The organism is Mesorhizobium sp. WSM4820, from assembly GCF_055811075.1.
In genome coordinates this window covers 213892-232757 of record NZ_JBVVQN010000007.1, presented here as the reverse complement: position 1 = coordinate 232757, position 18866 = coordinate 213892, and the positions used below count along the sequence as shown (strand labels likewise).

Here is an 18866-nt window from a genome sequence, read left to right as displayed (position 1 = left end):
ACAAGCCCGCTCTTCGCCAAAGGCGCAACTCCTAACCTCGATGCAATAAACGAAATCTCACGCGGCCCATGCTCAGACTGCCGCAATTCCGCTGCATGTCGTAAACTTCAATTGAAGGAAGAAATTGAGTCGTATTGCCAAATGGCAAAACATCTGAGCAAGAGATTCGGGGCTCAGGGTGAGCCTGTCCTGCGGGAAACAGGGATGTCGATTGGAATGGCTCGTCGATCACAGGCGCGCGATAACGATCACCGCAAGGGGCCTGCGCGCATCTGGCGCCTCATGGAAAGCCTCTCCGATGCCAGAATAAGACAGGCTGCAGTCATATTTTGTTTCGTGATGTGGGGTGTCATCTTGCTGATCGTCCTGCTCTAGCAGCCAGAGCCTAAAAAGGCGGAGAGTGGCCCGCCTCACTTACTAAGTGGCTCGGCAGTGGCTCCCTTTCGGACTCATCGCGCGATGTGTGACTTCGGAGTCTCCGATTCTTTGGAGACTGAGCGCCACACTAGCAGCATGACAACAACAAAGTACCCAATCTGTATCAAGATCCCACAAATTAACGTTTGGACAAGCGTGCCCCAGAGGGAGGCGGTGAGCAAATACATACTGATGGCGAATGCCAACAGTACTATGATGAGGCCTCGCAAAAAAAGCAAAAAGGACATCCCCGTCCCACTCGCAGCCGCTGGCGTGACGCGCTCTTTGGCAATCCAGGCCTCAGCGCATTAACCATCTTAACATATCGGAACGGGTCAGAGCGACCAATATATTAGCAGGTACGAATAAAGACGCCCCAACCTGTGCCAGGACGCTTGCTTCCAGGCGGCCAACTCCCGTTCGACCATCCACAGCTTCTCGGCCGTCGACCACCGCCGCCGTCGCTCGCGGCCGTTCAGGATCACAATCTTCGGAATGCTACCAGTCATAGATACGACATTACTCTCCCTTATCAAGATGGAGATCGTGTCCGGTTCATTCGGGGAAACCTTGTTAGCGTGCGCAATGCACATCAAACCAGTCATGCCCGACAGGGTCAGGATCACCGGTGTGGCCAAGATCAAAGGCAAGCCACGTAAATGCAACTTCCTTCATTTGCCGCCACGGGCCATCAGTCTCATCACCGAATGGACCCGAGGAGCCGTACGCAGAATGTTTCTTTGCAACATTCTCTGGTGCTCGGCGACCCAGCATACGTCCAACGCGACTTCGCAATGGTCTTAGATTTCGTGACCATTTGTTGGCCTGATCGGGGCTATAACTTAGCTGCCGAAAATCCTCCTGCGCAATCAGTTTGAAACGCGAATAGCCGAGATTGTGCATAAAGAACAGATCCTCCAAACGGCTCTTCTCAAACGAGACGAATTGAGGGAGATCGTTTGGGTCAAGTGCCTCCAAGCAGAAATGATCTGCAGTCTCGATATCAACCTTGAGGTAGTAGGGTGTTCCAAACTCGGCCAAGATGTCGTTCATCGGTCGGCAAGTGACCTGGATCTCATGAGACGTGTTGTTGCACATCTCCGCATTTTGCTTATCGAACGAGTTGAACTCCGGATTGCTACTGATCCAAAATGAGGCTTGTCCGTGACTTGGCCCAATCGCAGCCTCAACGACGTGAACTTGGCCCTTCTCGATCTCAGCAGCAAACCGTTTTCGCCCTGCTTCCGCTTGCGCAGGGTCTGCCTCAATCGCCACCACACGATAGCCTTGGCTCACATAGAACGCCGTATCATCGCCATTATGCATACCGACGTCATAAACCAAGTCGCGGTCCACGTTGCCCTCCTAAGGAGATGACGTGCAAAGCAAGACATTAAGATAATAAGTTGGCCGCCGCGCTCTGCCTAAATCACCCTTCCGAAGGAGAGTAGCATTAAGGACTTGACGAAACTATCATTAGCATGACCGGCCCGCCTGATATCCGTTCCATCTCCGACCGCGAAATACGGATAGGTTGTTCATCACGTCGCGCAAATGGCGCAACTTCGCCTCGGCGGATGAAATTCTAGGCTTGTCATCTGCGTCCCCCAATAAGCAGCACGACACCAAGAGCATCGCGAACGATAGCAAAAGCGTGATCGCCGCGATCGCGGTGGCCTCCGGAAGTTGTATTCTTCCAGCCGGATGACGATCAGAGTGTTGCGATCTCGGAATGTCGTCTGGCCCTTGCTGCCGTTGCTCAGAGCGTAAATTCGCCTCAAAGGAATGGCGTTGTGAAAAAGGTCTGCGTCGACGTCATGCTCAAGCATTGGGGGTGATCGCGAATGTTGAATAGATCGGTGCGCTGGATGCGGGCAGGCAACTGCGCTGCGCTCGCATGCGTGTTTTTGTTGTTCGCATACGCGAATCCGTCGAATGGCCTTGCCCGAGCAGAGGAGCACAATGCCGGCGAGTACCGTCTGCAGACTGGCGACGTGATCGGCTTCGCTGTCTTAGGCTATCCCGAAATGCAAAAGCGAGCTGTGATCGACCAAAGCGGTGGAATTGTCTTGCCGACCATAGGCCCCCTAAAGGTTCTCGGGAAGACAATAGAGGATGTTCGCAAGGAGGTAATCGAGGTTTTAAAACCAAAATCCCTTCCGCAACGATCCGCCGACGGCACTGAGACTTGGACTGGTTTTTATCCGGATCAGATTGTAGTTGATATTGAGGAATACCGACCCGTCTATATTGACGGGGACATTGCCTCTCCTGGGACTCAGGCCTTCAGACCAGGCATGACTGTCCGACAAGCTGTGGCGGCTGGCGGCGGTTACCAGCTCGGTCGCGGTGAGCTTCAAAACCCTGAAATGACAGCAGCGGAACTTGGCGGCCGCCTCCACATTCTGCGCGTCAAGTACCAGGAAAGCGAAATCAAAGCTGCTCGCATAGAGGCGCAGCTGAGCGGCGCCAGAGCGATTGAGCTTCCGGACGCAGAACGTGACCCGAGCCTCGAACCTCGTCGCGACGAAGCTTTGCAGCAGGAGGGGAAGCATCTTGAAGCTGTCTATGCGGATCAGGAGAAGGAGCGCGCTTCAATTAAGTTGGCCGCAACAAAGGCGGCGGAACGAATGGGCTATTTGAAGGAGCAGCAGAAGGCGGATCAAGCGGGCGCAGCCGCAGATGCGGCGGAACTTGATCGCCTCAAGAAGCTCTTCGAAAAAGGTCTGGTCCAGATCACTAGCGTCAACTCTGCTCAACGCGCAGTGCTCTTGTCAGCGACCCGCGCTTTACAAACCAACGCTGAGATCGCTCGACTTGAACGCGACCAAGGGGATTTGCAGCGCAGTCTTGATAAGCTTATCGACCAGGGTCGAATTGACCTGTTGGCTAATTTGCAGACTGAACGTGCGGCGATGACGCAAATGCGCGCTGAGATGGATTCCTTGACCAAACAAATCGCCTACGTGATGCAGATGCGCAGCGACCTTGTAGGCGAAGGGGACCGAATTACGATCGGTGTAACCCGCTCCACTGACGGACGGGCAGCGACGACCGAGGCGACTGAAGATACTCTGCTTGCTCCGGGTGACACCATCACAATTACGCTGGAGGTCCCACCAGGAGCGGTCGCAAACTGAACAATTAAATATTGTATAGAGGCGGCGCGTAGTTGCACGTGTCCTATGGAAATGTGGTCCGGGCCAAGATCGTTTTGGTTGCCGCTCAGGGTTCCGCGCAATGACGTGACTGCCGCGTGCGCCATCAAAGCCTGGGATCAAGCATCTAGCCTCACACAGTTCGGGCTCGGCACGCCCGAACAGGGACGCGCTCACCTCTCCAGATAAATCTTTTCATAAAGAGGCCGAGGCTCGGCGTTTCGCATCCGTTTCACTCGAACCTTGATCCAGCGAGGAACCAGCCCCCGGCAGAAGACGTCGACCGTGTGAGGCAGACGTGAAATGGCCGTGCGCGGCTCCAGGACAAAGAGCTTCTTCGACAGGTACCAGGCTGCGGAAAGCCGCCCTTGAACCAAAGCTCTCACGGCAAGCCCATTGATCGTGTCAAGCAGATGGGCATTGAGATCGCTCCCAAATTGCGGATATTTCTCGCGAAACTCGGCTATGACAATTTCATACGAACGAAACATCTGCATGACATCGCTCGACATGTTGCCGATCGTCCTCCGGTAACCCACTAGATGTTGTGGCACGACACGAAACTCGTAATTCTCCGCTATTCTGAGGCACATTAGAAAATCTTCGCAGCCTTGTGCGTTCCTCGCCCTCAGGGAAGGATCAAACTGTCCTGCCCGCTCGAATGCGGAGCGACGTACAAGCATCGAACTTCCGTTACCGACAAAGTTGTTTCTGCACATGCGTTGCAGCACGCGACCCTCAGCATCGGGCTGTTTGAAGGAAAATATCCGACCGTGCTCGTCGATCTCCGCAAACCAGCAATATGCCAGGCCAGCTGACGAGCCTCCTTCCTGCAGGACGCGCAGTTGCAGTGCGATTTTGGATGGAGCCCAAAGATCATCCGCGTCCACGAACGCTAGAAACTCCGCATCGGTGGCAGCGGCGCCGCTGTTGCGTGCGTGCGCAACACCTGCGTTCGGCTGCCTGAAAAGGCTTATACGCCGATCTTGCTCGGCATAGGCGGCCACGATTGACGCGGACCGGTCCGTCGACCCATCATCCACTACGATAATGTCCAGCGCCTGGTGGCTCTGCTGGCAGATGCTGGTCAGCGTCGGGAGAATGGTTCTCTCGGCATTGAACATGGGCACCACGACGCCTATCATAGTGGCATTGTGCTGGCTCATTTGCCTTCGTCTTCTCTCACGACGTGGTAAAATGGCACATCAGGGCCGGTAGTTCCATCAGATTTCACTACTTTAGCTGATGAGGATTCAACCGCGGCGGCCCAGCGGCAAGGCAGAGGCCCCGGCGAGTTCCACTCAGCACTCCCGGAAGCGATAAAGTAGCGGCTTCCGGACTTTAGCTGGATATTTAGAACCGCCCCAGTCGAGATCGCCGGCTGCCCACGCAGCACGCGATTCAGCCGTTCATCCTTCAATCACCGCGATCCAGGACATACCGTTATGGCGGCATGTCATCGGATCTCCAGGGCCGCCGCCGATATCGACCAGACGCAAGGCCAAAATTACCTCCCGTCGCCGTGGGCCACCCGCAACTGGAAACGATGACGGGCGTTGCTGTGACGAACAGGATATAAGCGTATCTGGCAGCAAGCCTGGTTGAAGAAAGCCCGACGGTCATGAAGCCAATGAACGAAGAGCACCTCGCAGTGCTGCGCAGGCACATGGTCGAGATGATTGCAATCCATACAGACCTTGCAAGCGAAGAGCTCGGCAAGGCGGCGCTCGATGAACGAGTGATGGCAGCGATGCAGCAGGTGCCGCGCCATCTGTTCGTGCCAAGCTCGGTCGCGCCTTATGCCTACCAGGACATGCCACTGCCGATCGGCTTCGACAAAACCGTCTCGCAGCCGTTCATCGTCGCGCTCATGACCGATCTCCTTGCTCTCCAACCGCACGAGGCGGTGCTCGAGATCGGCACCGGCCTGGGTTACCAAACCGCAATCCTCGCGGAACTCGCCGGGCACGTTTGGAGCGTCGAAATCATCGAGGAATTCGCAAGCCATGCCGAGGCTCTGCTGCAGGACCTCGGTCTATCCAATGTCAGCATTCGTGTCGGGGACGGCTCTCGCGGCTGGCCCGAGCACGCCCCATTCGACAAGATCCTGGTCAGCGTCGCAGCGGGGCGGGCGCCGCCGGCTTTGCTCGAGCAGCTCAAGCCGGGCGGCCGCCTGGTTATGCCTGTAGGCCCTGAACAAGGGCAGTTGCTGACGGTCATCGACAAGGATTCGGCAGGACAACTGAAGACCCGCAAAATCATCCCGGTTCGCTTCAGCCGGCTCGAAACGGTCTGACGAGGGGTGCGGACAACGGGCACGCAGGGAGCGCCAGGCGCCTCATCCTTATGGGATTTCGCCGTCTCACGGCTGCTTCGCGTCGGCTCGTTTGAGCATCGCAAATGCGCGATTGATCCGTTGCAGCGCTGTCGCGTTGGCCACGAGTGCGTACAGCGTGAACCCGCCCGCCAGAATCCAGGGCGAAGCGGCGCCCATGGCGGTCGCCAAGCCGTCGGCGACCAACAGCACGCAAATGAACACCAGGCGTTCCATCCGTTCGAAGAAATCCGGCCACGCGTGGTTTTCTATGGGGATTTCGATCGCCGTCCGCGCCTTGGCGTAGCTGGTGAGGAGTCCGCCGGCGAACGCGATCATGGCGATCGCCCACAGGTCGGCGACCCAGCCTATTGCCGCAAACACGGCAAGTTCCTGATAACGGTCGGCCATGGCGTCGAAATAGCCACCCGCCTTGGTGCTCATATGTCTGCGACGGGCAACCGCCCCATCGAGCGCGTCGAAGGTGAAGGCAAACGCCAGGCAAAGGCCAAAGGCGAGGCTCGACTGGTGGTACAGATAGGCGGCGCACGACAGGGCGACGAGCACCAGCCCGCCTGACGTAACCTGGTTCGGGGTCATGCCGATCCCGATCAGCGGAGAGGCGGCGTGCTCCCATAGCGGGTCGATACGGCGTTTCATGAGACCGGCGATCATGATGACTTGGCTCCTCTGATGATGTCGACGTTTAACCGGCAAATTGAGGGTTCGTTCCAGCCCGTCGGCGCCGATCGAGGTGGTCAGCGCAATGCCCGTTGTGTCCGCTGTCGCAAAAATCGACTGGCGGTCTATAGCGCGTCGCGGCCTGACCGGCTCACGCCCGAGGGCATGCTTTTGCGCGACCGCATTAGCGGAAGTAACCGGAAAGACTGATACAACGCATATCCGCAATTCACCGGGAAGCCGTTCGAAACGCCATGCGTAAATTACTGCCCAGGCTTGCTTACCTGCTCGCGACCTCTGCCGGCGCGGGATTATCTCCGGTATGGCCGGGCACCGCCGGCGCGGGCGTAGGAGTGGCCGTTGCCGCGGTCCTGATACCTGCATCGCCTTGGCTGATCGTGCTCGCCTATTTCGCCTTTTTCGCCGTGGGAGTATGGGCGTCGTCGCGTATCGTCGCCCATACCAGGACGGAGGATCCGCAGATCGTCGTCATTGACGAGACCTTCGGCACCGCCGCAACGCTTTCCATGCTGCCGCTCGACCCGGTCTGGTGGGCAGCAGGTTTCCTTGCTTTCCGGTTCTTCGACGTCGCCAAGCCTTGGCCCATCGGCGTCGTGCATGAAAAGGTAAGGGGTGGACTCGGCATCATGCTGGACGACGCGGCTGCGGCTGTCTTCGCCGGCGCGACGCTGCTTTTGCTGAACGATTTGATTCACCGTTTGCCGTGAAGGAGGACATCTCAGTCTTCACCTTCCACCCAGCGCGAAAAAAAGACCTGTTTCCACTAAAATCTGCCGAAGCTGCGCTAGACCGCAGCGTCGCGCGGCCGCGCCAGATCGTTCGTTCCCTCCGGGTCCGGCGCTTGGCCATAGCTCATCTTCCTCATCTGCTCGATCACCCGCGCCATCTCCTCGTCGGAAAGGACCGGCGGCTCGCCAAGGCTAAGCGCCTGGACATACATGCGCGACAGGGTTTCGACCTCGTTCGCCAGCCACAACGCCGCTTCCATGGTCTTGCCGAGCGAAATCTGGCCGTGCTGGCCGAGCAGGCAGGCGAGGCGATCCTTGAGCGCAACCAAGGCATTGTCGGACAAGGCCTGCGTGCCAAAGGTTGCGTATTCCGCGCAGCGGATGGTGGTGCCGCCAGCCACTCCCGTCATATAGTGGAAGCTCGGGATCGTCTTGTGATGGCAGGCCAGCGTCGTGGCGTAGAGCGAGTGGCAATGCAGCACGACATCGACCTCCTGCCGCTCTTTCAAAATGTCACGGTGGAAGCGCCACTCCGAGGAGGGCCGTCGGCCGACATAGGTGCCGTCAAAGCCCATCTCGACGATGTCTTCGGGCGTCATCGTTTCGTAGGGCAGCGACGAGGGCGTGATCAGGAAACCGTCGCTAGAGCGCACCGACAAATTGCCGGCATTGCCCTGGTTGATACCGCTGGAGTTCATCCGGCGGCAAACATCCACCATTTCGCGGCGCAAAGCGCTGTCATCAGTCATCGATTGTTCCTTTGCTGGTCTTGCGCTGTTGCAAGTTGTTTCGCTTCGCCAGGTCGCGCCACCGCTGTGCATAGGCTGCGAGCGCCTCACGATCGCCGGCAAAGGCAGTCGGCAGGCTGACTGCGATCGGAGCCGGCGTGTCACGCGTTTCATGTTCGCCAAGTAGCGCCGCACCCGACGCGGTGCCATAGGAGTCGAGGTTGTAGACCGTTTCGGCGTTTGGCCGTAGTGCGGCAACCAGTGTGGCGTAGAGCGGGTCTCGCAGGAAGGTGCCATCCAATGCAACCAGCCCGTTTTTGTTCAGCGCATCGATACATTCTACCGTCAGCAGCGCGGCGTAGAGCACCGCGAGCGCCTTGCGCTCTGCAGGGGTTTCTGCAGGCGGCCCTCCAAACCGGCCGAGCCCAGCGCTGCCTGGAAACAGGCCGTCATCGTCGCCGAACGACGGCAATGCGAAAGTGCCGCGCTCAATCAGCAAGCTGACCAGCGCAGCGTCGGCTGCAGTTCCTTCTTGCCCCTGCCCTGCCACATGACTGAACTCTCGTCCGCCCATGGTCAAAACGCCGCCGACCGGGCGTCCTGTCACGTCGCTGTTCAGCACCATTCCGCGATTTTCATCGAGTTGGTCGAGAGGTGTCGCCGCGCACATTCCGACGATCCAGGTTCCGGTAGAGATCACGCAGGCGTCGCGCATGCCTGCCGCCTGGTAGCGGTAGAGGTTCAGGCTGCTGTCGTGGCCGCCTGTCAGGACAGAGAGCTCTTCCGGTATGCCGTGCCGGCGCGCCAGATCCTGCCGGATTGGCCCCAACCTCTCCCAGGCCGGATGAAATGGTGGCATTAGGCGCTGCCATCCCTGCCCCGCCACAATGGGCGCCCACTGCTTGCGCACATTGTTCCACAGATGGGATTGCGCCGAGAGGACCGTCGTTTCGGCCGATGGCACGCCTGACAGCCGCCAGGCCCAATATTGAGGCAAGCCCAGATACCAACGAGCCTGAGCGACGCGCTCCGGATCAACCTGCTGCATCCAGTACAGCTGGCGCGCCTGGTGGGCAGCCTTCAGCATGATCGCGCTGCCGCGATCGAAGAAATCGCCCGAAAGCGGCGCGTAGCCTTCGCGAATTGCAGGCGGCAGATCCTGCTCGTAGTCAATCATCGGCAGGGCACAAGTCTCGTCGGGATCTGCGTTCACCAGAACTCCCGCAGAGCCATGTCCGGTGCCGACCAGCTTTTCCAGCGGATGATGACGGCACAAACTGGCGAGCGAGCCGAACAGCCAGTCGCTAATGCCGTTGAGATCGTGCTGCCGCCAAGGTGGACCAGGCCGCACTTCGTTGTGGACAGAGAGGCTCTCCACGAGCACGCCGTCGAGCGTCATTGCAGAGAGCTTTATGTTGGTCTTGCCGACATCGAAGACGGCGATCCTTGCGCCGTCCGCCTTCTGCCCGTCACCCATCGTCTCAGATCAGACCGTATTGGCGAGCCTTGTTGCGCAGGAACGGCAAGCCATTGCCCATCACTTCGGCCTCGTCCTTCGCAACCGGCCGCCAGACCGAGAGGCCGTAGGAGACTTCCGGCGGCATGTTGATGAAGCTTTCCATGGCCAGTCCGCCCTTGAAGCCGATCGCCGCCAGCGTCGCGTAAATCTCGTCCCAGGGGCAGTTGCCGGTGCCTGGTGTGCCGCGATCACTCTCAGACAAGTGGATGTACTTCAGGTGGTCGCGGGCAGCCAGAATGCCGTTGGCGGCCCCCTTCTCCTCGATGTTCATGTGGTAGGTGTCGAGATGAACAAAAATGTTGTCGGCCCCGACTTTCTCGACCATCCAGACGGCCTGCGCGCCGGTGTTGATCAAATGGTTCTCGTAGCGGTTCACCGCCTCGATTCCGAGCTCGATGCCGCGCTTCTTGGCATGCTTGGCGGCGACGGTCAGCACGTGGGCGATATTGTCGTATTCCTTTTCGGTCGGTGGCAGGCCGGTGCGTTCGCCGATACCGCCAAAAATCACGCCGGAAAGCGCCAGCGCGCCCATTTCCGCAGTCTTGTCGATCGCCACTTCGAGATGTTCGATGGCGGCATCCGGCCGCACCGAGGCCCAGGCGCGCTCCGGCAGGCCAAGCGAGCAAACGGCAGGAAGATTGTGCTTTTCGAGCAAGGCGCGTGTGTGCGCGGCATCGACCGCCGGCGCGTTCAGAAGCGCGATCTCGATAAAGTCCATCCCGTATTTGACGGAAGCCGCGATCGCCTTCTCCGCGCCGGCCCGGTCCCAGTTCATCGTCCACATCGAGGTGTGGACCCCAAAACCATGCATCTAACTCACCCTCTGTTTGTGTTCAGGAATTTGAGGCGCCCGGCAAGCCAGCGCAGGATCATCACCGTGATCATCAGGATGCCCCAGACTGCCGTCGCAAGGTGCTGGCTTGCGCCCATCAGATTGAGTCCCGAGGACAGAAGCTGGAGCACGACGAGCGCAACGAAGACCGGGATCACCCGACCGAAGCCGCCGAACGGATTGACCCCGCCAAGGAAGCAGGCAAGCACGGTGATCAGCAGGTAAGACTCGCCGTGGCCGACACGCACCGAATTGAAGCGCGCCAGCATGATGATGCCGGCGACCGCGCACATCGCGCCGGACAATGTGTAGACGAGAACCTGCACCTTGCGCGTATTGATACCGGAATAGCGCGTGGCCTCGATATTGGAGCCGATCATGTAGGTGTTGAAGCCTAGCTTCATGCGCGTCAGCAAGACGTGCCAGATCAGCACGCAAGCGATGAAGATGAGCAACGGCACCGGGATGCCAATAATCGAACCGTAGCCGATCGGCGCCAAGAAGCCGGGAATGCCGGACACGTCGCCGCCGCGCGTCAGGAATTCGCCGAGACCGCGCAGGAAGATCATCATCGACAGCGAGACCAGGATCGGGTGAGCCTTGGTGTAGGCGATGACGAGCCCCATGATCAGCCCGCTCAGTGCGCCGACCGCGATGGCAAGGGCCGAGCCAAGGAGGAAGGCGCCGATGCCCGCTTCGACGCCTCCCTGGCTTTGCAGTACCCAAGCCAGCGTCAGGCCGGCCATGTTGGCCGTGAAGGTGATGGCCAGGTTCAGGCCGCCGGTCAGGATCGGCAGCAGCATGGCGAGTGTGAGGAGGCCGAGTTCCGGCAGCTGGAAGGCAACGGATCCAAAGGTAGCGCGGGAAAGAAAGTTCGGCGCCGCAAAACCAAACACGATCATGACAGCTACGAACGCGGCAAACGGACCTGCAAGTTCGGGGCCGAGCGCGTTGCGGACGCGTTCAATCAAAACCGTCATGAATGCACCCGTCGGCTTTTCAGGAACGGCAGCAGGCGTTCGATGCTGGTGTTCGACAGGGTGATGGCGGCAAGAATGATGGCGCCGACGATCATCTTGAACGCGAAAGGCGACACGCCCATCAAATTGAGTCCGTTCTGGGTAATCGAGACCAACAGAACGCCCAGAATGCAGCCGAGCACGCTGCCCTTGCCGCCGCCGAGCCGCGCGCCGCCAAGGACTACGGCTGCCAGGACGTCGAGTTCGCGCCCATAAAGGGCATTCGGCACAACCTCCTGCGCGTAATGCGCTTGGACGAGACCGGCGATACCCGCCATCAGGCCAAGCCAGCCGAAGGCGATAAATTGCATGGCACCGATATTGATGCCGAAGCGGCGCGCGCCCTCCGGATTGTCGCCAAATGCGTAGAGTTGGCGGCCGGTGGTGGTGCGCGTGATCAACGCCCAGGTAGCGAACACGCATATGGCCATAATGAGCACAGGAAGGGTGATCTCCGCCCAGGTCCCGTCAGCCATCTCTCGCTCGAACAGCACGACGCGGGTGGTGAGCCAGTCCGGCAGGTTGTAGATCGACACGCCGCCCGTGAAAAACATCAGCAAGCCGAAGAAAATGTTGAAAGTCGAAATCGTGGCGACGATCGAGATGATCCTGAACCCATGGATCAGGAAGGCGTTGATGCAGCCCAACGCGACGCCCAATGCGCCAGCGATGATGAAGCCGACAATCCAATTCCCACCGCCGATCCAGCCGAGGACGGTCGCGGTCAGATATTGCACAACGGAGGCAGCAACCGCGAAGGAGATGTCAATGCCGCCGGCGATCAGCACGACCAGCAGGCCAACGGCGAAGATGATGTTGACCGAGCTGGTGTTCAGAAGGTCAAACGCGTTGCCGAGGGTGAAGAACCGGTCCGTCGCGAACGAAAGGAAGACGCAGATGACTGCGATAACGGCGAGCAAAGCCAGTTCCGTTGCGTGGGAGCGGACAAACCTACGCATAGACCGCCTCCTCCATCGCATGGAGGGTCGTAGCGCCCGGCGTAAATTCGCCGACAATGCGCCCCTGAGCCATGTGCAGCACACGGTCCGCGTTGAAATAGACTTCAGGCACCTCGTCCGAGATCAGGATAATGGCCAGGCCGCTGTCCGCCAGCTTGGAAACGATGTCGAAAATGCCGGCGCGCGCGCCGACATCGACGCCGACCGTCGGTGCGTCGAGGATAAGCAGCTTCGGGTCGGTCGCCAGCCATTTTGCAATGGCGACACGTTGCTGATTTCCCCCTGACAGGGTCGAGATCGCGTCGTCCTGCTTTCCGATCCTGACCCCGAGGTCCCTTATCCAGCGATTGACCAGAGATCGCTTGCGATCGCTCGAAATGAAACCGCCTGAAAGGATCTTGTCCAGCGAGGCGATGACCATGTTGTCGGCGATTGCCTGGGGCTGAATGAGACCGAGCGACAGCCGGTCTTCCGAAAGATAGGCGACGCCGGCGGCGATCGCGTCACGGTTGGAACCGAAGCGAACGGGTTTGCCATCCAGGGCGACGGAGCCCGATTTCGGCTTGCGCATGCCAAACAATGTCAGCGCCAATTCGGTGCGCCCTGCCCCGAGCAACCCGGTGATGCCGAGCGTCTCGCCGCGCCGGACTGTCAAGGACACGTCGTCGAATTCGCCGGGCCGCGACAGTTCCTTGACCTCAAGCATGACCGGGCTCCTGCTCAAATCCCGATGCAGGACGGAATAGTCGAAGGTCTTGCCCGTCATCAACTCGGTGATGCGCGACTGGGTCAGGCCTTTGGTTGGATAGACGCCAACCAGGGCGCCGTCGCGCAGCACGGTGACGCGGCTGGAGATTTCAAGAACCTCCGCCAGGCGATGACTGACGAACACAACGGCGACGCCCGACGCCGACAGATTGCGCACAACGTCCAGCAGATAGTCGGTTTCGGATTGGGTGAGCGACGCCGTCGGCTCGTCCATGAAGACGAGCTTTGCCTCACCGACGAGGGCGCGGGCGATTGCTACGATCTGCCGCTGTGCGATGGGAAAGTGGTGGAGTGCCAGATCGACATCGAAGGTAACACCAAGACGTTGCAAGGCGTTGATCGCGACCCGACGCATCTCGGCATAGTTCACCAGCCGCGGCCAGCGGCCGATGACGGTCTGGAACGCGATATTCTCGGCGACAGTCATCTCGGGAAACAGGGCGAGATCCTGCCAGATGACCTGAATTCCGCTGGCCTGCGCCGTAACCGGCGACATATGGGAGTAGCTCTGGCCATCATAATCGATTTCGGCACCCGCCTCGGGCTTGTACACGCCTGTAATGACCTTGATCAGCGTGCTCTTGCCGGAGCCGTTCTCGCCGGCAAGACAATGCACCTCGCCCGGCAACACCTCAAAGCTGACATTCTTCAGCGCCTTCACGCCGCCGAACGTCATGTTGACGTTGCGGAGCGACAGCAGCGGCCGTGGTGCGGCGCCATCGAGTGCCTGATCAGCCATCGAGTCGAAACCTGGATCCAATCGCGTTTGCAATCCTGCAGCCGGGCCGGTTCGAGGCCGGGCCCGACTGCCATTAGCCCTGGGAGGCCTTACAGGCCCATCGCCGCGAGATCGTCGACAGTATCCTTGTTGATGGGGACGAGTTGATCGACGATGATGTTACGGTTTTCGAAGTCGGGCTTAACTGTCCCAAGCCCTTCGATCGTATCGCCATCCTTGATCTCTTTACCCTTCATGAGATGGTCGGCCAGCGTGACGAAAACCTCGCCCGCCTGCTTCGGATTCCACATGAAGCCGCCGGAGATCGCGTCGCTTTTGATGAGCTTCCGGCCCTGGCCTGGCGAGAATGGTCCGAGCACGAAAATTTCGCCCACCTTCCGGCGCTCTTCGATTGCTCGGCCAGCGCCGATCGGGCCTTGGCTGCCGAAGGCGAGGAAGCCCTTCAGGCCGGGATTTGCGGAAATCAGGTCAAGCGCAGTGCTGCGGCTCTTGTCTACATCCTCGGCGACGCCATAACGTTCGCCGACGAGTTTCATGTCGGGATTATTCTTCTTCAGATACTCGATTGCCGCATCGGCCCAGGCATTGTGCAGCGGCACCGTCAACGAGCCGACGAACACTGCATACTCACCCTTGCCGCCCATCTTCTCCGCCAGGAGCTTGGCGTGAGCCTCGCCGAAGCCGGTGGCAGACGCGAGTTCGAAATCCCAGTCGGCGCCCTTCTGGCCAGGCGATTCATGTGTGATGACGACGATGCCGGCGTCCTTGGCCTTCTGCAGGACCGGTTCAAGCACTTTCGCATCATTCGGCACGACGCCGATGACCTTGACGCCCTGCGCGATCAGATCCTCGATGGCGCGAACTTGCAGTGCTGGATCAGCGCTGGTCGGGCCGACCATGAATGCGTCGATCCCGAGCTTCTCGCCGCGCTCCTTGATGCCCGCCTCCATTGCGTTGAACCACGGAATGCCGCCGATCTTGACGACGACGCCGACCTTGCCGGCCTGCTGTGCCATCGCAGCGAATGATCCGCCAATCATAAGGGTCGCGGCAAGCGCCGCGATCAAGAGCTTTTTCATCTGTACTCCTCCCATAACGTTCCTAGTGGGAACACACTCGAGCCGTCGAACGACGGCGGCCGTTAGAAACTCCCCGAAAAAGACGGGGCACTTCCCCATCGATCATCCACCGGTTTTCGCTTGCACAATCGATGGTGCAGAAACTATTGTGCATCGAGAAGCTCTCGTCAAGCGGGATATTGCTCTAAATAGACGCGCCGGAGGCGCCAGATGGATCAGCGGGTCAAGAAGAAGGCGACGATCTATGACCTGTCCGTGCTGTCGGGCAGTTCGCCGTCGACCGTGAGTGCCGTGCTGAACGGCACTTGGCGCAAGCGCCGCATCAAGGAAAGTACGGCGCAAACAATTCTCGGCCTCGCCGAACTCCACCAATACACCACCAATCTGCAAGCGCGAGGCTTGCGACGCTCGCGATCAGGCCTGGTCGGCCTGATGCTGCCCGTCCACGACAATCGCTACTTCTCCTCCATGGCGCAGACGTTTGAGGGGCATGCGCGCAGCCGCGGCCAATGCCCGGTCGTGGTTAGCGCCAGCCGCGACCCCGAAGAGGAACGGCGGACCGCGGAGACGCTGATCTCCTATTCAATCGACCAGCTCTTCATCGTCGGCGCCACCGATCCCGATGGCGTGCACGAGGTCTGCGAACTGGCGGGGCTGAGGCATATCAACATCGACCTGCCGGGAGCGAAGGCGCATTCGGTGATCAGCGACAATTATCAGGGCGCGCGGATGCTGACGGAAGCAATCATCCGCCGCTTCGGCAACGACGATCCTCTGCGGCCGGACGAGCTGTTTCTGTTTGGCGGCCGCAACGACCACGCCAGCCGCGAACGCATCGCCGCTTTCCATGCGACCAAGAAGGCGCTGCTGGGCGCCGACCCTGACGATGGTGTGCAGTCCTCTGGGTATTCGCCTGATATAACTTTGCGTGCCTTCGAGGCGTTTTACCAATGCCGTGGCAAGCTGCCGCGCGCGCTGTTCATCAATTCGTCGATCAATATGGAAGGTCTGCTGCGTTTCATGGCCGGCCGGCCGGCGGAAATGTTCAGCGAACTCGTCGTCGGTTGCTACGACTATGACCCCTTCGGCTCCTTCCTGCCCTTCCCCGTAATCATGGTGCGGCAGAATGTTGAGGCGATGATCACGAAGGCATTCGAGCTGATCGATGAGCCGCCGACGGCACCGCAGACCTTCCTGATCGCGCCAGAGTTGATCCAGCCCAGGTCTGCATTGAAAGGGCCGCTGGACACGCTGAAGGATATAGCCTGAGGGTGACCCGGCGCTACACCGCCTTGAGATTTTCAGTGGTTCATCGTGCCGACTCTCACGGGAGTGTCGCCGTCCTCAGCACGAGCCAACTGGGTGGGTGCGTAGGCGCCTGTAAAAAGGTCCACAGCACCGAGCGTTAGAAGCGATAACGGATTCCAAGGGCGTTCGCATTGGAACCCTCTGTCATATCTCCAAACGTGCCATCGGCGCCGGATCTATGGTGGAGTTGGTAGACGAGTTCGACGTTGGGAGCCTGCCTCACTCTGAACGAAAGCTCCGCACCAACGAAGCCGAGGAATGATGCATCGCCATCGTGGACGATTTCGCGTTCGCGCTCGATCTCGGTAGGGCCGGTAACGGCACTGAATCCAGCAGTCAGTGCGGGCGCAATCGCCAAATCACCAATGACCAGGCCGTGGTGGCGCAGTCGCGCTCCGGCCCAAAGTTCGCCAGTCGTATCATCGTCCTCGCCAAATCTTATGGCCGCGCCGGCGACGCCACCAAGAACGAAGCCAGCGCCGATATCGACGAAATCGCGACCGTATGCAGCTCCGATTATATAGTTGTCCGTGTAGTCGGCATCCAAAACATTGATCGCGTCGCCGAAGGCCCCGTGCGCAAAGACGCCACCAAAGACATAAACATCATTCTTGGTCGGCAAACCGTCTGCGAAAGGGTCCTGGGTCGCAAAATAGATAAAGGGAGAATTGTCATCGGCGAGTCCAGAACTGACTGAAATGCCCAAGATCACCGCAGCCAGGGCCACTTGCAGTCCACGCATAGACAAGCTCCGAATCAATCCCTTTCCATGGTTGGCAATTGCAATGGGGAAAAACAAGGTACGAATTGTTTTATCGCCAAAATACTGGATGCGGGTGGCTCGAACCATTCTTCAGGCTTTGCCGGGCGCGCGCAGGTGACCTTCGCCACAGGCCGTAACGGCGCAGTCTTCGGCCGCCGGCCTAACAGTAATGGCATCAGCCTATACCAATTCACGTCCGTTGCTGCGTTCGACTGCCCCGATCATCTGCTGGAGTTCCATCATTGATGGATAGGATTCCCTGTGGAAACCACGATTGAAGACCTTAGATCTCGGAACGTTTTCGTGCCGGCGCGGGTTGTCATGGAGATGCATCGAAAGCATGGGACGCGAGAAAAATGGCCATTCTTTCGGGAGAACCGGGAAGCTGTTGGGTGGCGGCAGCCACCGCTACGAACTATTCTCCGCTCGAGGGCTCGGTCCATGCCGATGCCGTTGTCGTGGGCGCCGGGATTGTCGGGCTCACGACGGCGCTTCGCCTTTGTGAGGCCGGTCGATCGGTGATCGCCGTCGAAGGCCTGCGGACAGGCGGCCAGGTGACCGGCCGCTCGACGGCCAAGATCACGACGCAGCACGCGCTGATTTATCGCCATCTCATCGACACCTTTGGGCCGGACCTGGCGCAGACCTATGCCGAAGCAAATTCCGCCGGCGCCGTGCAGATCCGGGAATGGGTTCACGACTATGCCATCGCCTGCGATCTCGAGGCCAAGGACGCCTATACCTACAGCTGCGATGCAAACCGGCGCGCGGAGATCGTGGCCGAGGCGGAGGCCGCGCGCCAGGTTGGGCTGGACGCCGATATCCTGGAGCGCGCGCCGCTGCCTTTCGAAACGGCCGCCGCTCTGCGTTTTTCCGACCAGGCGCAGTTCAATCCGGCGATGTATCTGGTTGGCCTGGCTCAAGCGGTGACGGCCCGTGGCGGGCGGATTTTCGAAAACAGCCGCGCGATCTCGATTGGCGAGGCAAGCCGCTGGCGCGTCGTTACCGACAGCGGCACCGTTCACGCCGAGCATGTGGTCGTCGCCACCAACATGACAGTGAAGAGCCCCGTCGGCATGGCGAACCGGACCCAGCCGCGCTGCCACACTGCCATGGCGTTTCGGATCGATGACCCTCTTGCCGTCGACGGCATGTTCATCGGCATCGACGATCCGACGCATTCCATCCGCACCGGCCGCGACGCCGAAGGCCCGCTGCTTGTCGCACTCGGCCCCAAGTTCGACACGGGCCAGGACGGCGATGTGGCGAAACGGTTTGTCGAGCTGGAACAATGGGCAAGAATGAGCCTTCCCGTTGGGGACGTTGCGTGGCGCTGGTGCAATGAGGACTATGATACCGCCGACAGGGTTCCGTATGCCGGCGAACCCGATCCGGACAAAGCCTCCGGTTTTCATATCGCCACGGGATTCAACGCCTGGGGCATCACCAATGGAACGGCCGCAGGCATGATGATCGCGGATTTGATCTGCGCGCGGCCGAGTCCATGGCAAAGGCTCTACGACCCGGCGCGGTCTTATCCCGAGGACTTTCACCAGAATGGCCGCAGCCAATCGATTGTCTCAAGCCTCGACGACATCGCGCCCGGCATGGGCGGTGTGATCGTCAGGGGTGACGAAAAGATCGCGGCGTGGCGAGACGCTGAAGGGGTGCTCCACCCGGTTTCGGCGACATGCACCCACAAGGGCTGCACGGTGACCTGGAACAATGCGGACAACACCTGGGATTGTCCCTGCCATGGCTCGGTTTTTGCGGCCGACGGCTCGGTCATCCACGGCCCGGCTCGAAAGCCGCTTGATCCGGCTGCGCTGTAAA

Annotated in this window: 18 protein-coding genes; 6 read left to right on the top strand and 12 right to left on the bottom strand. The window is 59.6% G+C overall.

The window, feature by feature from the left end:
* Positions 1–111: 111 nt before the first annotated feature.
* On the top strand, positions 112–375 hold the full coding sequence (locus tag AC0L2R_RS14150) for a hypothetical protein (RefSeq protein ID WP_473509638.1): 264 nt from the start codon (positions 112–114) through the stop codon (positions 373–375).
* Between the two features lie 74 nt (positions 376–449).
* Here the strand turns inward: AC0L2R_RS14150 and AC0L2R_RS14145 are convergent, their stop codons facing one another.
* The gene (locus tag AC0L2R_RS14145) at positions 450–605 is read right to left on the bottom strand and encodes an exopolysaccharide production repressor protein (protein WP_473509743.1); all 156 of its coding nucleotides are present in this window, start codon (positions 603–605) and stop codon (positions 450–452) included.
* Between the two features lie 385 nt (positions 606–990).
* Positions 991–1773, bottom strand: a complete 783-nt coding sequence (locus AC0L2R_RS14140) for an FkbM family methyltransferase (protein WP_473509637.1) — start codon at positions 1771–1773, stop codon at positions 991–993.
* 488 nt (positions 1774–2261) lie between these two features.
* Between AC0L2R_RS14140 and AC0L2R_RS14135 the strand changes: the two genes are divergently transcribed.
* Entirely contained in the window at positions 2262–3557 is a 1296-nt protein-coding gene (locus AC0L2R_RS14135; RefSeq protein ID WP_473509636.1) for a polysaccharide biosynthesis/export family protein, read from the top strand.
* Between the two features lie 191 nt (positions 3558–3748).
* Here the strand turns inward: AC0L2R_RS14135 and AC0L2R_RS14130 are convergent, their stop codons facing one another.
* Entirely contained in the window at positions 3749–4741 is a 993-nt protein-coding gene (locus AC0L2R_RS14130) for a glycosyltransferase family 2 protein (RefSeq protein WP_473509635.1), read from the bottom strand.
* A gap of 455 nt (positions 4742–5196) precedes the next feature.
* Here AC0L2R_RS14130 and AC0L2R_RS14125 point away from each other — a divergent pair, with 455 nt between their 5' ends.
* Entirely contained in the window at positions 5197–5871 is a 675-nt protein-coding gene (locus AC0L2R_RS14125; protein ID WP_473509634.1) for a protein-L-isoaspartate(D-aspartate) O-methyltransferase, read from the top strand.
* Between the two features lie 66 nt (positions 5872–5937).
* On the opposite strand, the gene AC0L2R_RS14120 is transcribed toward AC0L2R_RS14125, so the two are convergent.
* Complete coding sequence (locus AC0L2R_RS14120; protein WP_091590088.1) at positions 5938–6564, bottom strand: CDP-alcohol phosphatidyltransferase family protein; 627 nt, start codon at positions 6562–6564, stop codon at positions 5938–5940.
* A gap of 260 nt (positions 6565–6824) precedes the next feature.
* On the opposite strand from AC0L2R_RS14120, the gene AC0L2R_RS14115 reads away from it, so the two are divergent.
* Positions 6825–7298: a phosphatidylglycerophosphatase A family protein gene (locus AC0L2R_RS14115; RefSeq protein WP_473509632.1), complete on the top strand. Its 474-nt coding sequence runs from the start codon at positions 6825–6827 to the stop codon at positions 7296–7298.
* 77 nt (positions 7299–7375) lie between these two features.
* Here AC0L2R_RS14115 and AC0L2R_RS14110 read toward each other — a convergent pair whose 3' ends face one another.
* The 7 genes from AC0L2R_RS14110 to AC0L2R_RS14080 all read right to left on the bottom strand — a co-directional run bounded on the left by AC0L2R_RS14110 (position 7376) and on the right by AC0L2R_RS14080 (position 14962).
* Positions 7376–8068 carry a class II aldolase/adducin family protein gene (locus AC0L2R_RS14110; RefSeq protein ID WP_473509631.1) on the bottom strand — a complete coding sequence of 231 codons (693 nt, stop codon included), beginning with the start codon at positions 8066–8068 and terminating at the stop codon, positions 7376–7378.
* On the bottom strand, positions 8061–9524 hold the full coding sequence (locus AC0L2R_RS14105; protein WP_473509629.1) for an FGGY family carbohydrate kinase: 1464 nt from the start codon (positions 9522–9524) through the stop codon (positions 8061–8063). Before AC0L2R_RS14105 ends, AC0L2R_RS14110 begins: the two co-directional genes overlap by 8 nt.
* Before the next feature lie 4 nt (positions 9525–9528).
* The gene (locus AC0L2R_RS14100; protein WP_023799537.1) at positions 9529–10377 is read right to left on the bottom strand and encodes a sugar phosphate isomerase/epimerase family protein; all 849 of its coding nucleotides are present in this window, start codon (positions 10375–10377) and stop codon (positions 9529–9531) included.
* A gap of 5 nt (positions 10378–10382) precedes the next feature.
* A complete protein-coding gene (locus AC0L2R_RS14095; protein ID WP_473509627.1) occupies positions 10383–11378 on the bottom strand; it encodes an ABC transporter permease in 996 nt (331 codons plus the stop codon).
* Positions 11375–12376 (bottom strand): ABC transporter permease, encoded by a 1002-nt coding sequence (locus AC0L2R_RS14090; RefSeq protein WP_473509625.1) that lies wholly within the window; start codon positions 12374–12376, stop codon positions 11375–11377. Before AC0L2R_RS14090 ends, AC0L2R_RS14095 begins: the two co-directional genes overlap by 4 nt.
* Entirely contained in the window at positions 12369–13883 is a 1515-nt protein-coding gene (locus AC0L2R_RS14085; protein ID WP_473509623.1) for a sugar ABC transporter ATP-binding protein, read from the bottom strand. Before AC0L2R_RS14085 ends, AC0L2R_RS14090 begins: the two co-directional genes overlap by 8 nt.
* Positions 13884–13972: 89 nt before the next feature.
* Positions 13973–14962, bottom strand: coding sequence for a substrate-binding domain-containing protein (locus AC0L2R_RS14080; RefSeq protein WP_473509621.1), 990 nt, complete (start codon positions 14960–14962; stop codon positions 13973–13975).
* A 210-nt stretch (positions 14963–15172) separates the two neighbouring features.
* Here AC0L2R_RS14080 and AC0L2R_RS14075 point away from each other — a divergent pair, with 210 nt between their 5' ends.
* On the top strand, positions 15173–16231 hold the full coding sequence (locus tag AC0L2R_RS14075; protein WP_473509620.1) for a LacI family DNA-binding transcriptional regulator: 1059 nt from the start codon (positions 15173–15175) through the stop codon (positions 16229–16231).
* A gap of 136 nt (positions 16232–16367) precedes the next feature.
* Here the strand turns inward: AC0L2R_RS14075 and AC0L2R_RS14070 are convergent, their stop codons facing one another.
* The gene (locus AC0L2R_RS14070) at positions 16368–17120 is read right to left on the bottom strand and encodes a hypothetical protein (protein ID WP_473509619.1); all 753 of its coding nucleotides are present in this window, start codon (positions 17118–17120) and stop codon (positions 16368–16370) included.
* Positions 17121–17389: 269 nt separating this feature from the next.
* On the opposite strand from AC0L2R_RS14070, the gene AC0L2R_RS14065 reads away from it, so the two are divergent.
* A complete protein-coding gene (locus AC0L2R_RS14065) occupies positions 17390–18865 on the top strand; it encodes an FAD-dependent oxidoreductase (RefSeq protein ID WP_473509618.1) in 1476 nt (491 codons plus the stop codon).
* The last annotated feature ends 1 nt before the right edge of the window (position 18866 follow it).